This is a genomic window from Arthrobacter sp. 05T410 (genome assembly GCF_056396505.1).
Window position 1 is genome coordinate 1 of sequence record NZ_JBFTLP010000002.1, and the last position, 13607, is coordinate 13607.

The following is a 13607-nucleotide window of genomic DNA, read 5'->3' on the forward strand; positions in this document are numbered from 1 at the left end:
GTTACGGCGGTCATAGCGTGGGGGAAACGCCCGGTCCCATCCCGAACCCGGAAGCTAAGACCCACAGCGCCGATGGTACTGCACCCGGGAGGGTGTGGGAGAGTAGGTCACCGCCGGAACACCATTAACGGTCGAGGACCCCCACCACAAGGTGGGGGTCCTCCCGCATTTAACCGCCCAAAACACCCAACTGACTGGCAGCAGGGGCCGTTTTGGCGGCTCAGAACGGCCCCTGCTGCGAGTCAGTTGGGAAGAGGCCCCTGATGAAACAGGCGGGCAGTTCTGGCATATGCCTAAGAACCATGGAAAAACCTTGGGCATGTCCTTAATCGATGGAGACCTTGGGAATACCTTTAAACCGCCGGCTATTTTGGTCATGCGCATTGAGAGGCCGGATTTGACCGGCTAGGGTTTGGATTCCTACGGACCACTAAGGCGCAGGGTGCGTCGACCGGACCTTATAGGAGTCCCGCGATGCGCGTAGATCCTGGATTCGCCTTGGGCAAGAAGGCAACTAAGGGGCATCGGTTTGCCCGGTCCTTTGTGGGGCGCCGAGGGATTTCCCTGGCGTCAGTTGTCTTCCTGGTGGCTGCCACAATTTCCCTTATTGCCGGCCCCGCAGAAGCCGCCACTTTGACCTTTTCTACCACGGCCGATGCCGTCGTGAAGCGTGACAGTCCCACTATCAATTTCCGCACGGCGACGGGCCTCAAGGCTGATAATTCGCCGGTCGAAATGATCTTCCTCAAGCTCACGGTAACCGGCACCGCCGGCAGTACCGTGACTGGCGCCAAGCTCCGGCTGTTCGCTACGGATCCATCCAACTCGGGCGGCCAAGTCCGACGGGTCCTCAACAACTCCTGGAGTGAGAACACGATCACGTTCAACAACGCGCCCGTTGCGGAAACGCCGATTGTGGCTTCGCGCGGCGCTGTTGCCGATAACACCTATGTCGAGTTCGATCTCTTCGGCGCGATTAAGGGTGACGGGACCTATTCGTTTCGCATCAGCAACACATCCTCTGACGGCGTCATTTACAGTTCCAAGGAAACTTCCGTCACCACGCAACGGCCTCGATTGACCGTCACCACGAACGCGACGCCGCCGCCACCTCCTCCGCCGCCACCGCCGCCGCCTCCGCCCCCCGGCGACAACCCGTGTGGCACGGCGACCGCCCCTCCGGCAAAGTACGACCACGTCATGTGGGTGCTCTTTGAGAACAAGACCTATTCACAGGTCATCGGGAACGCCAGCGCGCCGTACATGAGTACAAAGGCGAACCAGTGCGCCTCGGTTTCCACCTGGGCTGACGCCGGCCTGGGACTGCCCTCGTTGCCGAGCTATCTGGCCATGACCTCCGGCAGCACGCAGGGCGTCACGTCCGATTCGAGCCCGAGCGGCCTGCCGCCCATTACGGCCGACAATATCTTTCGGCAGGTGCGTACGTCCGGCCAGTCCTATAAGAGCTATATGGAGGACATGCCGTCGAATTGCCGGCTGAGCGCGTCCGGCCTGTATGCCGAGCGGCACAACCCCGAAATCTACTACCAAGGGACGGGGGACAGGGCGGCATGCGCGGTCAACAATGTGCCCCTGGGCACCGTGAGCGCCGGGCAGCTGGCGGGCGACCTCGCCAACAACACATTGCCGAATTTCTCCGTGGTGGTGCCGAATGTTTGCAATGACATGCATGACTGCAGCGTCGCGACGGGCGACACCTGGCTCTCGCAATGGCTGCCGGTCATCCTAAACAGCCAAAGCTACCGGGCGGGACGCACGGCGATATTCGTGCTTTTTGACGAAGATACTCCGGTACCCAATTTCGTGGTGGCACCATCCGTGGTCCCGGGTACCGTTATCCAGGGCAACTACAGCCACTACTCGCTGCTCCGGACCACCGAAGAAATGCTGGCCATCAGCCTGAAGTTGCAGAACGCCGGCACGGCCCTGAGTTTCCGGTCGCCGCTGCGCATCTAGGCACTGCGGGGAATCCCAGCAAAGTCTCGGAAAGCTCCCGGCTCCGGCGGAACGAACTCTCAGTTGCACTCGTTAGAATTCGACGGGGCTGGATTCCAAAAGACCAGTTCATCGCATCGTTCTAAGGACACCTCAATGCCCGAGCGCACTATCGTCATCACCGGAGCCAGCGACGGCATCGGCGCGTCCGCCGCGCGGACCTTCGCCCGGCAGGGGGAACGTGTGGTCGTCGTCGGGCGTTCTGCGCAAAAGACCGAGGCGATCGCGAACGAAATCGGCGCGGAATTCTTTGTCAGCGACTTCGCCGACCTTGCCCAGGTGCGGACCCTGGCCACGCAGCTGAAGGAAAAGTACCCGCGGATCGACGTCCTGGCCAACAACGCCGGCGGCATCATGGGTCCCCGTGAGCTCACCGTGGACGGCCACGAGAAAACCTTCCAGGTCAACCACCTGGCCCCGTTCCTGCTCACCACCGAGCTGATCGAGGTGCTGACCGCCAGTCAGGCCACCGTCATCAACACCTCAAGCGTCGCGAATTCGCTCTTCGCCAAGTTCGACATCGACGACCTCGACGCGGCCAAGAGCTACTCCACCAACCGCGCCTACGGCAACGCCAAACTCGCCAACATCCTCTTCACCGCCGAACTCCACAACCGCTACAACACCGAGGGGATCTCGACGGCGGCGTTCCACCCCGGCGGCGTGGCCACCAACTTCGCTGCCGACTCCACGAGCCCCATGCGCCTGGCCTACAAGTCCTTCCTCAAGCGCTTCATGCTGACCCCTGACCAGGGCGCGGACACCCTTGTGTGGCTCGCCAACGCCACCCCGGGCCACGACTGGATCTCCGGCGCTTACTACGCCAAGCGGACGCTCTCCAAGGCCAACAGGCAGGCCTACGACGCGGGCCTGGCCAAGGCCCTTTGGCAGCGCAGCGAGGCGATGGTGGCCCAGGACCTCGACAAGCTGGACCAGGGCTCGGATCACGGCGCCTGAGCCTCACCGGAAACGCCGAATTCGTGGGTTAGCATTTTCCTGCCCCTCGCCGATCCGCGGCCGAGGGCTTCTACCTGGGGGAGTGCTCTTAAACGTGCGCCTGAAGAAATTGCTTATCGCGTCCCTGGCGGCATCCGCCGTCGTCCTGAGCGCTACGGCCGTGCCGGCATCCGCCGCGCCCGCGCCGAAGTCGTACAAGAACTGCACGGAGCTGAACAAGGTCTATCCGCACGGCGTCGGCAAGAAGGGCGCCCGCGACAAGACCAGCGGAAAGCCGGTCACCACGTTCCGCGTCGACAACACCCTGTACAACCTCAACGACGGCGGTTTCCGCCAGTACGACCTCGACCGTGACAACGACGGCATCGCCTGCGAAAAGCGCTGATATGACCAGTCGGGATCCTCGCCAACGGCGGGGATCCCGACTGCTTTAAGCGGCTACGGCCCCGGGACTCTAACTTCTGGGGCCAGCCCGGACCATCCAACGAATTGCCAAGAACGGCCACTAAGCCATGATGCTTGGCGGCCGTTTGCGTCCAATGGCAGAGTGTGGCGGCGTCAACGCGACCCGCCCGGCCGGCCTAACGTCAGCCAGCCCGCCCGCCTACCGCGCGGCGTCGACCTTGTCCAGGGCGTTCAGGGCACTCTCCATGGTCCCGGCCAGGTGGCTGGCGGGGGCTGGCTTGGCGAACAGGTAGCCCTGCAGGGAGTCGCAGCCGCGGTCCATCAGGTACTTGGCCTGCGCGGGCGTCTCGATGCCTTCAGCCGTGACTTTCAGGCCGAGGGCATGCGCTGCGCTGATCATGGTGGCGAAGAACGGGAGCTGTTCCTGGCCGGTCTTGATCATGGCCACGAAGGAGCGGTCGATCTTGACCTTGTCCAGGGGCAGTTCCTGAAGCCGGCCGAGCGTGGAATACCCGGTGCCGAAGTCGTCCATGGCAATCCGGACACCGGCGCCGCGCAGCTGCCGCAGCTGGCCCAGCACGTCCGAGGAGGCGTCGAAGAACACGCTCTCCGTCAGCTCAAGCGTGAGCTGTCGCGGGTCAACGCCCGTGGACGCCGCAATCGCCAGCACGTCCGCGGCGAAGTCCCGGTGCTGGAACTGCAGGCCCGAGACGTTCACGGCGACGCTGTAGGCAGGATCGCCGGCCAGCCAGGGCCGGATCTCGGCGCAGGCACGGCGCAGGACCTCGTCGCCGATCTCGCGGATCAGGCCGCTCTGCTCCGCGACGGGCAGGAACTGGTTCGGCGGCACCAGCCGCCCGTGCCGTTCCCACCGCGCGAACGCCTCGAACTGCACCACCGAACCGATGCCGGGAGAGACCACGGGCTGGTAGTGCACCGAGATCTGGCCCAGTTCGACGGCGCGCCGCAGCCCGGAATCGCCGTCGGCCTTGTGCGCCGGGGTGCTCAGCATCTCCGGCCGGAACCGCAGCCAGGTGTTCTTCCCGGCAGCCTTCGCCGCGGTCATGGCGGCGTCGGCCTCCCGCAGCAGTTCCGCCCCGTCCAGCGTCTGCCCCGACTTCGACGCCAGGCCCATGCTCACGCCGGGCCGGACCATGGAGTTGCCCACGCGCAGGGGGGCGTAGAGGGACTCGGCGATCCGCTTGGCCACCGCGTCCGCGTTGAGGCATTCGGTGAGCAGCACCGCGAACTCGTCGCCGCCGAGCCGGGCCACGGTGTCATGCGGGCGGACGCAGTTTCGCAGCCTGCTCGCCACCTCCACCAGCAGTTCATCGGCCGCGGAGCGACCCAGCACGTCATTGAGGTGCTTGAAGTCATCGAGGTTCAGCAGCAGGATGTCCACCGGATCGGGACGGCGGAGGGCCGCGGCGAGCCGTTCGTTGAAGAGGGGGCCGTTGGGCAGCGCCGTCAAGGGGTCGCGGAGCGAGCCCGCCTTGAGTTCGTCGTCGTGCTCGGCAAACGCCGCAGGAGCGGCAGCCGCTGGACCTCCGGAAAGAGAAGCTCCCGCTGCACCAGAAGTACGACGGCGGGCAAAGTCGCCGCTGAGCGTGCGCCCGGCGCTGCCGGCGCCCGGGTTCCGGCCTGCGGCGCCGCGGATGGAGAGGGCAACGGACGTTCCGGCGTCGGCTGCTCCGGCCGCGGCGGGGACCAGCGAGCAGGTGATTTCAACGGGGAGTTCCGTGCCGTCGGCGCGGCGGCCCGAGCCGGCGAACGGGGAGCCGGGGCGTGCGGCCTTGGCCAGCCCGGCCAGGACGCCGTGGAATTCCTCCCGCGAGGCCTCGGCCAGGAGCATGCTGTGGTCCGCGCCGAGCAGTTGCGCCCGCGGGTAGCCGAAGAGCCGTTCCGCGGCCGCATTGAGGAAGGAAATGGCTCCGTCCTGGGCGACCAGCAAAAGTGCGTCCGGGCTGTACTCCAGCAGTTGTTGTGCGAAACCAGCTTCCACGATGTCTAACAGCCCCCCGGCGATGAATACGGATAGCGGGCACCTTGCGGAGAGCAGGCGCACTGCGCTGACTGAATCATATGCGGTGCGGGCTCCCCGGACGGGATGGCCATCATGCCGCAACCAAATGTGTCGAACGCCCCGGCTACCCGGGCAGCGGCACGCCCTCGAGCTCGGCGATGGCCGCCGCGGAGTTCCGGACCGCGCGGTGCCTGGCCGCCCCGGGTTCCGGGCGGGAGAAGAGGAAGCCCTGCAGGGCATCGCAGCCGTGGTCCATGAGATAGCGTGCCTGGGCCGGTGTCTCGATGCCCTCGGCCGTGACCTTCAGCCCCAGGCTCCGGGCCATGTGGATCATGGAGGTGAGGATGGGCAGCTTTTCGACGCCGGTCTGCAGCATCGACACGAAGGACTTGTCGATCTTCACCACATCCACCGGCAGGTCCTGCAGGCGGCCCAGCGAGGAATAGCCGGTCCCGAAGTCGTCCAGGGCCACCCGGATGCCGGCCTCGCGAAGGGTCTCGAGCTGGCCGATCACGTGGGAATGGGCGTCGAAGAACACGCTCTCGGTCACCTCCAGGACCAGCTGGCGCGGGTCCACGCCGCTCCACGCCGCAATGTCCAGGACGCGCTCGGCGAAGTCCCGGTGCTGCAGCTGCACGCCGGAGACGTTGACGGCCACGCTCCGGAACGGGTCCTCCCCGAGCCACGGGGCGAGCTCGGTGCAGCTGCGCCTGAGCACCTCGGCGCCGATTTCCCGGATCAGGCCGCTGCGTTCGGCGGTCTCGATGAACTCGTCCGGCGGAATCAGCTCGCCGTCCCACTCCCAGCGGGCCAGGGCCTCGAACTGCACCACCTCGAGCCGGTCACTGGAGATGACGGGCTGGTAGTGGACGGTGATCTGCCCCAGTTCCACCGCCCGCCGCAGCCCGGCCGTGAGCTGGGTGCGCTCCAGCAGCGCGGCCAGCATCTCGGGCCGGAAGTGCACATAGCAGTTCTTCCCGGCCTCCTTGGCCGCGTACATGGCCAGGTCCGCCTGCCGGAGCAGCTCCGACGACGTCTCGGTGCTGGCGTCGCGCGATGCCACGCCGAGGCTCAGGCCGGGCCGCATGAGGGTTCCCTCGATGGAGACCGGGGCGTTCAGGGTGCTGACCACGCGCTGGGCCACGGTGTCGGCGTCCCGGCAGCCGACCAGCAGGACCACGAACTCGTCCCCGCCCAGCCGGGCGACGGTGCCGTGCGGACCCACACAGTTCTGGAGCCGGCGGGAAATCTCGACCAGCATCTCGTCGCCGGCATGATGGCCCAGGACGTCGTTGACTTCCTTGAAGTCGTCCAGGTCCAGGAGCAACACGTGCACCGGTTCCGGGGTCAGCAGTGCCGCGGCGGCCCGTTCGTTGAAGAGCATCCGGTTGGCCAGCCCGGTAAGCGGGTCCTGAAACGCGAGTTCCTTGAGCTTGCCCGCCTGCTCGGCCAGTTCGTCCATGGCGCGGCGGGCCTGGTCCTGGGCGCGCCGGCGTGAGGTGATGTCCCGGAAGTTCCAGATCCGTCCCACGATCGCGTCCGCCACCTTCTGCGGGCGCGAGTACAGCTCCACGGTGCGGCCGTCGGCGAACTCGAGGATGTCATGGCTCTGCATCAGGTTGTCCGCGTAGAGCGCTGCAACCTTTTGCAGGAAGGAGTCGGAATCCACCAGCTGGTCCGCGATGAACCGCACCAGCGCATCGGGGTCCTCGGCCGCGATCAGTTCCGGCGGCATGCCCCACAGCAACAGAAACTGGTCGTTGATCCCGGTGATTTGGCCTTCGCTGGAGAGCACGACGATACCGTCCGACGTCGATTCCAGCGTGGCGTCCACGAGGGAGAGGGCCAGCCGGCGGCCGGAATCGGGGTCGTTGCGGTGCTCGGCGTCGCGGACGGCTACCGCCATGGCCGTGCCGCCGTCGACGCTCACCAGCGAGCACGTGATCTCCAGGGCGAGGTCCGAACCGTCGCGGTGCAGTCCGGCGGCCGCGAACGGGCGGCTTCCGGCCGGGCTTTTGCGTCCCAGCCGGCCGAAGACCCGGAGGAAGCCGCTGTGGGCTTCCTCCGAGAGCAGGATGGTGTGCTGAACGCCGAGGAGTTCCTCGCGGGGGTAGCCGAACAGCCGTTCCGCGGCCGAATTCACGAAGGCGATGGTCCCGTCCGCGGTCAGCAGCAGAAACGCATCAGGACCCTGCTCCAGCAGGTCTTCACCAAATCCAGTTCCCACGACGATACCGGCCCCCAAGCGACGGAAGTTCATAGAGCGATGATGTTCCCGGCCGAGGGCCCGGAGCAATGCGTTTCACTGAATCATAGGGTCCTTCGGCCCCGTGTCCAGCACCTCGGCCATGGAACTTTGCGGGTCACCGGTTGCCGGGCACCCGATCGCCCCGCAGCGCGGCGATGGCCAGGGCCGCCCGGTCCAGCGCGGGCTGGAGCGTGGCCTCCGGCTGGGGGCCTGAAAACAGGAAACCCTGCAGGGAATCGCAGTGCAGGCTCATCAGGTAGCGGGCCTGGGCGGCCGTTTCCACGCCCTCCGCGGTGACGGTCAGCCCCAGTCCGTGGGCCATCCCGATCATGGCGTTCAGGATGGGCAACTGCTCGGTGCCGGTGTTGATCATGGACACAAACGACTGGTCAATCTTCAGCGTGTCCACGGGCAGGCCCTGCAGGCGTCCCAGGGAGGAGAAGCCGGTGCCGAAGTCGTCCAGCGCCACTTGGGCGCCGGCCGCACGCAGGGTCATGAGCTGCTGGATGACGTGGCAGTCGTCTTCGAAGAAGACGCTCTCCGTGACCTCCAGAATCAGCTGGCGCGGGTCCACGCCACAGGATTCCGTCACGGCCATGACCAGCTCGGCGAAGTCCCCGTGCTGCAGCTGGACACCGGAGACGTTCACGGCCAGGGACCGGGTGGAGTCCTCGTCCAGCCAGGGCTTGAGCTCCGTGCAGCTGCGAAGCAGCACCTCGGTGCCGATCTCGACAATGAGGCCACTGCGTTCCGCCGCCGGAATGAAATGCTTGGGCGGGACGAGCGCGCCATCGCGCACCCAGCGGGCCAGGGCCTCGACCTTAGTCACGGTCCCGCTGCCGGCGGAGACGATCGGCTGGTAGTGGACGGCGATCTGTCCGCTGTCCACGGCGCGCCGCAGGCCGGCCTCGAGGTCGTTGCGGTCCACGAGGGCCTTCATCATCTCCGGCTTGAAGCGCATGTACCGGTTCTTCCCGGCAGTCTTCGCCGCGTACATCGCGACGTCGGCACGGCGCAGGAGCTCGGAGGCGTCCACGGCGGCCTCGCCGATCGAGGCGAGCCCCAGGCTGAGGCTGGGCCGCAGCATGGTGCCGTCGATCCACACCGGGACGCGCAGCGAGTCGACGATCCGGGCGGCGACCGCCTCGGGCTCCAGCGAGTCGAGCAGGAGCACCACGAACTCGTCGCCGCCCAGCCGGGCCACGATGTCGCTCGGGCGCACGCACGCGCGCAGGCGCCGGCCGACCTCAATGAGCATCTGGTCCCCGGCGTGGTGGCCCAGGATGTCGTTGACTTCCTTGAAGTCGTCCAGGTCCAGGAGCAGGACGTCGACGGCGCCGCCGTGCTGGTCCGCCAGCGCGCTTGCGAGGCGGTCGTTGAACAGTTGGCGGTTGGACAGTCCGGTCAATCCGTCCCGGAACGCCAGCGCCGTCAGCTGCGCGGACTGTGCGGCGAGGTCGGCCATGGCCCGGGTGATCCGGTCCTGGGCCACCTTGGCCGCGGTCACATCCCGGAAGCTCCACACGCGTCCGACCACCTGGTCCGCGACTTTCTGCGGGCGGGAATAGCGTTCAAAAGTCCGGCCGTCGCGGAATTCCAGGATGTCGTGGCTTTCCGCCGCGGGTTCGGCGTAGAGGGCCTCGACCTTCTCGACGAACTGGGCCGGCTCCTGCAACTGGTCCAGGACGAAGGCCATGACCGCCTCGTCCTCCCCGGTGGCCAACATCTCCCGAGGGATGCCCCACATGGTGACGAACTGATTGTTGACGCCGGCGATCTCGCCGTCGCTGCTGACCACCAGGATGCCGTCCGCGGTGGATTCGAGCGTCGCGCTCAGCAGCGACATGGCCTCGCGGAGGCTGTCATCGTTCTCCGGCCGGTGCGAGGTGTCCCGGACCGCGGCGATCATGCTCGCGGTCCCTTTACCAATCCCGTCCCGGGCGCCTGTACCGGTGAAGAAAATAGATCCGGCCACCTCGGCCTGGAACTCCGTACCGTCCCGCCTCACCCCGTAAGCCTCCACGGGAGCAGTGTCAGTGTCAGTTTCGGCGGCAGCGGCGTCGCCGTCGGGGTGGGCGCCGCGGCGGAGGTTGAAAAACAGCCGCTCGAGGCCGTTCCGGAACCCCTCGGCCAGGAGCATGCGGTGGTCCGAGCCCACGAGTTCCTCGCGGGCGTACCCGAACATGCGCTCCGCGGCGGTGTTGACCATCCTGATGGTCCCGTCCTCGGCCACCACCAGCAGGGCGTCGGGGCTGGATTCCACCAGGTCCCCGTAGCCCGGGACCGCGGCGGATACTTCCTGGGGGACTGTCGTTGGGACTGTGCCGGGGGCTTCCTCCGGGTACAACGACGCCGTCACCCGGCTACCGCCGTGCGAACCTGAGACCACCAACGAGACATTTAGAACCCTCCCATCGGGAAATCATAGGCGCCGGAAGCCTCCCTTGGGTGTCAAGAGGGTGTCAACACGTGGGCGGGGCCGAATCCGTGCCCGTGGCGGAGGACTTACCGCCCAGTTGCGCTATCACCTAGGGTGCTTAAAACTCTGGTTTGGCAGCCCTAAGTGACAGGGCAACGCGGGGGGAGCGGCCCACCTGGGACTCGCCGATCACGGCCCTGTAGTGGCCAACGAGTTCGGCGCCGAGCACGGACCACGTCCGGCCCTGGACCGAGGCGTGCGCGGCCGCGGCGAACGCTCGGCGCTTGGCGTCGTCGCCCATCAGGTCCATCACCCGGGCACGGAACCCGGCGAGGTCGCCGGGCTCGTACAGCCAGCCGGTCCGCGAGTTCTCCACGAGGTCCAGCGGGCCGCCGCGGCCCGTGGCCACCACGGGCACCCCGGACGCCATGGCCTCCTGGATGGTCTGGCAAAAGGTCTCGAACTCGCCGGGATGGACGAAGAGATCGAAGGAGGCCACGGCCCGGGCGAGGTGGTCGCCGCCGAGGAAACCGGTGAAGACCGCCCGCGGCAGGGCAGCTTCCAGGGCGGCCCGCTGGGGCCCGTCGCCGATGATCACCAGCCGGGTCCCGGGAACATCCGCCAGCACCGCCAGATCCTCCACCTGCTTCTCGGCCGCCAGCCGGCCCGCGTAGCCGATGAGGCGCTCGCCGCCGGGCGCCACGGCAGCCCGCCAGCCGGCGTCGCGCTTCGCGGGGTTGAACCGCTGCGTGTCCACGCCGCGCCGCCACATGTCCACGCGCGGAATGCCGCGGCCGCGGAGCTGGTTGAGCGCGAACGTGGAAGGGACCAGGGTGCGCGAGGCCAGCAGGTGGATCTGGTCCACCCGGTTCCAGGCCCAGTTCTCCAGAAAGGGGACGCCGTAGCGGCCCGCATAGCCGGGGACCTCGGTCTGGTAGATGGCGACCGTGGGGATGCCGAGCTGGTGGGCGGCCTGCGCTGCCCGCCAGCCGAGCACGAACGGGGACGCGAGGTGCACGACGTCGGGCGCGTAGTCGGCAAGGATTCGCTTGACCCGATACACACCGCCCATCGCCACCCGCAGATTCGCGTAGCCGGCCAGCGGGACCGAGGGGAGCCGGAGGACGTGGGCGCCATAGACCTCGTCCGGTACATCCGTGTCCTGCGTGGACGGCGCGATCACCAGCACCTCGTCCCCGCGCTTCTGCAGATGCTCCAGCACGCGCAGGATGGAGTGGGTGACCCCGTTCATGAGCGGCAGGAATGATTCGGCGACGATTGCGATCCTCACCCCTCCACGGTGCGGGCGGCGGTTTGCGGCGCGGGGGAGCAGGCGTGGCCGGGAGGGGAAGAGTGGGTTAACAGGCGGGCGAACTCAGGAGGGAACGCCACAGGGCGCGCGGATAGGCGGACGGTTGCCGGGAACTAGTCGGGCACCCTCTCGTCGGCGCAGTTCATCGCGGCCATGCGTCCACGGCGCAAACCCTACGAAGCAGCGGTGCCGGATGGCATGACGAAAGTCGAGCTACAGCGGGTCGGGCCAGTTGCCGACCGGGAAGCGGGCACGGATGCCGGAAACCGGACCGCAACGCGCACGCTTGTTGCCTTCCATCAGAAATACCTCCAGAGGCTACGGAACTTCAGAATACGCCCGTCGCCTCCTACCGTCCAGAGGGTCAATCGGCCTTGAGGACATCCGGAAGTTCGTCCACAAACACCGTCTGCGGCGGTTCAAAATAGATGACCAGGACCTGCTCGCCCACGGCGAAAACGCTGGTCTTATCGAAGGGGTGCGCGTGGAAGGCACTGGTTCCGCCGCGGACCGGCAGCATGACCTCGCCGATGGTGCCCGGGCCGATCCGTCCGGTGACGCGGCCGATCTTTCCGGTCAGGCTCCGGTCAACATCCTTATGCATCAGAACCCCAGTACATCAGAATCCCAGTACATCAGGTCCTCCGGCTCTCCGCGCGCATTCCCGCCCCTACGCCTCAGGCGCCTTCGCCGGCCGTTTGCCGCCATCCCGGGTGTTTTTGAGGGCCGTGGAGAGCGCCGGGAGGTAGTCGCCCACCTGTGCCAAAATCCCGCCGATCATCCGGTTGACCCCTTCGCCGCCGTTGAGAACGGTCATCTGGCCGACGTGCGCGAACGGCTCGGCCGCCGCCGCCACGATCGCCGGCATGTTCTCGGCGAGCTGCTGGGAGATGACGGCGTCCTGGTTGGTGCCCAGTGCTTCGGCGCGGGCCTTGATGCCATCTGCCTCTGCCAGTGCCTTGGCTTTGATGGCGGAGGCGGCGGCATCGCCGCGGGCCTTCGTGGCGGCGGCCTCGGCCTCACCGGTGACCTTGGTGGCCCCGGCCGCGGCTGCTGCCGCCGTCGCGTTCGCCTGGGCCTGCACCTCGGTCCGCCGGGCGTTGGCCTGGGCCTCGAGCTCGGTGCGCCGGGCCAGCGCCTCGGCAGCGCTGATGTCCGCGGATTTCTGGCCTTCCGCGTCGGTGCGCTTGGCGTAGGCCCTCGCGTCGGCGGGCTTGCGGACGGTGGTCTGCAGTTTTTGTTCCTCCCGGTCGGCCTCGAGCTTGGCCACCTCGGTTTCCTGGACCACCACCTGCTGGCGCGCCGTGGCGTCGGCCAGTGGCCCGGCCTGGGCCGCGTTCGCCTTGGCGCGCTCGGCATTGGCCTGCGCCTCGGACTGCCGGATGGCGGACAAGCTCCGGGCATCGGCAATCAAGGCCTCGGCCTCCGCTTCCTTTTCCGCCGCCTCGCGGTTCCGGGTGGCCTCCGCGATGCGGGCCTCCATCTTGACCATGGCGATGTGCGGTTTGGCGATGTTCTGGATGTAGCCCGTGGGGTCCTGGAGGTCCTTGATCTGCAGCGAGTCGACGACGAGGCCCAGCTTCTCCATTTCCACGCCGCTGGCGCTGCGGACCTGGGAGGCCAGCTTGTCGCGCTCGCGGATGATTTCCTCGACCGTCATGCTGCCGATGATCGAGCGCAGGTGGCCTTCGAAGACGTTGTACACCTGGCTTTCCATCTTGGGCTGCTGGCCCAGGAACCGGCGCGCGGCGTTGGCAATGAACGGCGGGGCATCGCCGATCTTGTAGATGACCACGCCGTCGACAATCACCTGGATGCCCTGGGAGGTGACGCAGGAGACCTTGAGTTCGGTTTCGTTCAGCGTCAGGGACAGCGGCCGCACCGTCTGCAGGCCCGGCAGCACCAGGGCCCCCTTGCCCGTGACGATCTTGAAGTCCATCCCCTCACGGGTTTCCAGCGTGCCGCGCGTCAGGCCGGAGATAATGAGGGCCTCGTTCGGTTCCGCCACCTTCCACATCAGTTTTGTTGCCACCCAGATGACGCCGACGACGGCGACCGCCCCCAGGATGATCGAAATGAGCGGATACAAAAATGACAAGTCCGGCATAACCAGGTCCTTTCACGGCGGTGGAAAAGAAATTAAGCAAAGCCCCAAACGATGCTGCTGGTAGTCCCCGGCCGGCCTGGAGGCAGGAATTCCCACGCCGCCCAGCCAGCTGTTGTACAC

General features: G+C 66.9%; 9 protein-coding genes and 1 rRNA gene. 4 read left to right on the forward strand and 6 right to left on the reverse strand.

Annotated elements, in window-relative coordinates:
* Positions 1–2 precede the first annotated feature (2 nt).
* From rrf to AC1DFR_RS02535, 4 genes are all read left to right on the forward strand, one after another.
* A 5S ribosomal RNA gene (gene rrf, locus AC1DFR_RS02520) occupies positions 3–119 on the forward strand.
* Positions 120–498: 379 nt separating this feature from the next.
* Complete coding sequence (locus AC1DFR_RS02525; protein WP_476872653.1) at positions 499–1977, forward strand: CBM96 family carbohydrate-binding protein; 1479 nt, start codon at positions 499–501, stop codon at positions 1975–1977.
* A 135-nt stretch (positions 1978–2112) separates the two neighbouring features.
* Positions 2113–2973, forward strand: coding sequence for an SDR family NAD(P)-dependent oxidoreductase (locus AC1DFR_RS02530; protein ID WP_476859204.1), 861 nt, complete (start codon positions 2113–2115; stop codon positions 2971–2973).
* Positions 2974–3067: 94 nt separating this feature from the next.
* Entirely contained in the window at positions 3068–3358 is a 291-nt protein-coding gene (locus tag AC1DFR_RS02535) for an excalibur calcium-binding domain-containing protein (protein ID WP_256860197.1), read from the forward strand.
* A gap of 219 nt (positions 3359–3577) precedes the next feature.
* Here the strand turns inward: AC1DFR_RS02535 and AC1DFR_RS02540 are convergent, their stop codons facing one another.
* The 6 genes from AC1DFR_RS02540 to AC1DFR_RS02565 all read right to left on the reverse strand — a co-directional run bounded on the left by AC1DFR_RS02540 (position 3578) and on the right by AC1DFR_RS02565 (position 13487).
* A complete protein-coding gene (locus tag AC1DFR_RS02540) occupies positions 3578–5380 on the reverse strand; it encodes a putative bifunctional diguanylate cyclase/phosphodiesterase (protein WP_476872654.1) in 1803 nt (600 codons plus the stop codon).
* Between the two features lie 145 nt (positions 5381–5525).
* Complete coding sequence (locus AC1DFR_RS02545) at positions 5526–7661, reverse strand: putative bifunctional diguanylate cyclase/phosphodiesterase (RefSeq protein ID WP_476872655.1); 2136 nt, start codon at positions 7659–7661, stop codon at positions 5526–5528.
* A 103-nt stretch (positions 7662–7764) separates the two neighbouring features.
* The gene (locus AC1DFR_RS02550) at positions 7765–10008 is read right to left on the reverse strand and encodes a putative bifunctional diguanylate cyclase/phosphodiesterase (protein ID WP_476872656.1); all 2244 of its coding nucleotides are present in this window, start codon (positions 10006–10008) and stop codon (positions 7765–7767) included.
* A 178-nt stretch (positions 10009–10186) separates the two neighbouring features.
* Positions 10187–11359 (reverse strand): glycosyltransferase family 4 protein, encoded by a 1173-nt coding sequence (locus tag AC1DFR_RS02555; RefSeq protein WP_476872657.1) that lies wholly within the window; start codon positions 11357–11359, stop codon positions 10187–10189.
* Positions 11360–11744: 385 nt separating this feature from the next.
* The gene (locus tag AC1DFR_RS02560) at positions 11745–11984 is read right to left on the reverse strand and encodes a hypothetical protein (protein WP_143264731.1); all 240 of its coding nucleotides are present in this window, start codon (positions 11982–11984) and stop codon (positions 11745–11747) included.
* Positions 11985–12050: 66 nt separating this feature from the next.
* Positions 12051–13487 carry a flotillin family protein gene (locus AC1DFR_RS02565; protein ID WP_476859199.1) on the reverse strand — a complete coding sequence of 479 codons (1437 nt, stop codon included), beginning with the start codon at positions 13485–13487 and terminating at the stop codon, positions 12051–12053.
* Positions 13488–13607 lie beyond the last annotated feature (120 nt).

What these genes read in the sequence shown, in the direction of transcription:
- AC1DFR_RS02530 (WP_476859204.1), top strand. Translation starts at nt 2,113, where the DNA reads ATGCCCGAGCGCACTATCGTCATCACCGGAGCCAGCGACGGCATCGGC.
- AC1DFR_RS02545 (WP_476872655.1), bottom strand. Translation starts at nt 7,661, where the DNA reads ATGAACTTCCGTCGCTTGGGGGCCGGTATCGTCGTGGGAACTGGATTT.
- AC1DFR_RS02560 (WP_143264731.1), bottom strand. Translation starts at nt 11,984, where the DNA reads ATGCATAAGGATGTTGACCGGAGCCTGACCGGAAAGATCGGCCGCGTC.
- AC1DFR_RS02565 (WP_476859199.1), bottom strand. Translation starts at nt 13,487, where the DNA reads ATGCCGGACTTGTCATTTTTGTATCCGCTCATTTCGATCATCCTGGGG.